This window comes from Ideonella azotifigens, assembly GCF_006519715.1.
GTDB classification, from domain to species: Bacteria; Pseudomonadota; Gammaproteobacteria; order Burkholderiales; family Burkholderiaceae_C; genus Ideonella; species Ideonella azotifigens.
In genome coordinates this window covers 1-1196 of record NZ_VIDT01001123.1, presented here as the reverse complement: position 1 = coordinate 1196, position 1196 = coordinate 1, and the positions used below count along the sequence as shown (strand labels likewise).

The 1196-nt window shown below is 69.8% G+C and carries 2 protein-coding genes; both read left to right on the top strand.

Annotated features, from left to right (window positions below; genetic code table 11):
• The coding region (locus FKP22_RS33255) for a hypothetical protein (RefSeq protein WP_170201201.1) at positions 1 to 997 on the top strand (997 nt) is incomplete at its 5' end.
• Positions 994 to 1196: hypothetical protein (locus tag FKP22_RS31055; protein WP_211361682.1), on the top strand; the 203-nt coding region annotated here is incomplete at its 3' end. The genes FKP22_RS33255 and FKP22_RS31055, both read left to right, overlap by 4 nt.

The following is a 1196-nucleotide window of genomic DNA, read 5'->3' as shown; positions in this document are numbered from 1 at the left end:
CACCTCGGCCGAACGGCTGCAGTTCGAGGACATGGCGATGCGCCCCGGCGCCGGCCTGGCCTACCTCTCGCTTTCGGTGGACCATGGCCGCGGTTTGCCCGAGCCGGCGGTCGTGACACTGGACGCTGGTGGCCTGGTGCGCCGGCTGGACCTGGTGCATGCGCCGCACAGCAGCGCGCTGATTGCCGGCCGGCCCACCGATGACCAGCGCTTCTGGGCGGACGTGCCGGCCGCGACCTATACCGTGACCGACATGGTCTACCAGGCCGGCAAGTTGTACGTGGCCGGGCTCAGCAACGCAGCCTTTGCCTCCACGCTGCGGGTCTACGACTTCCCGTTCAACGGCACGGCCAGCGCGACCAGCGTGGAGATGTACCACGCGGTGCACAACCAGGTCGAGACGCGGGCGCCGATCCGCCGCATGGCCATCGCCACGCTCAACGGCGAACCCACGCTGGTGGCAGCCTACACCTGCACACCGCTGGTGACGATTCCTTTGAGGGACCTGAAAGACGGTGCACACATCGTCGGCCGCACCGTGGCCGAACTGGGCTGGGGCAGCGCGCCGGTCGGCCTGGTCAGCCTGGAGACGCAGGACGGACCCGCGCTGCTGCTGGCCAACTCGCACAAGGCGGCGGACCTGTTGCCGGTCTCGGCCATTGCCGCCGCGAGCGCGCAGCCAGGCCTGGCCAAGCCGATCAACTGGCCGACCGAGCCGTACCTGGGCGTGAAAGCCATCCCGATCCCGCTGGCCGGCATCGTCAAGCTCGGCGTGCAGGACAAGACCTTCCTCACGGTGCTGCGCCGCCATGGCAGCACCGGGGCGCTGGAGCTGGTGTCGCTGCGCCAGGGGGCGTTCCTGCGCCTGAGCGATTTCATCAACGAGTACGACTTCGCCGACTTCCGCTACCAGGCCAGCGATGGCTTCCGCGGCCTGCACGGCGTGCTGCGCAGCGACGAGGGCTACCCCGAACTGGCGCGGCGCACGCTGCCGTGAAGCACGGTCGTGCTGCGGTGGCGCTGGCGCTGCTGTCCATCGATGTGCTGGCGGGCTCCGTGCAGGTTTTCCCGTCCGGCCCCAGCGTGCCGGAGAACCTGCTGCACATCGAGCTGCGGCTGCCCATGCCGCTGTCACGGGCGCTGGACATGCGCCATGTGACCTTGCTGGACGCTGCCGGCCAGGTGCTGCCGGGCGC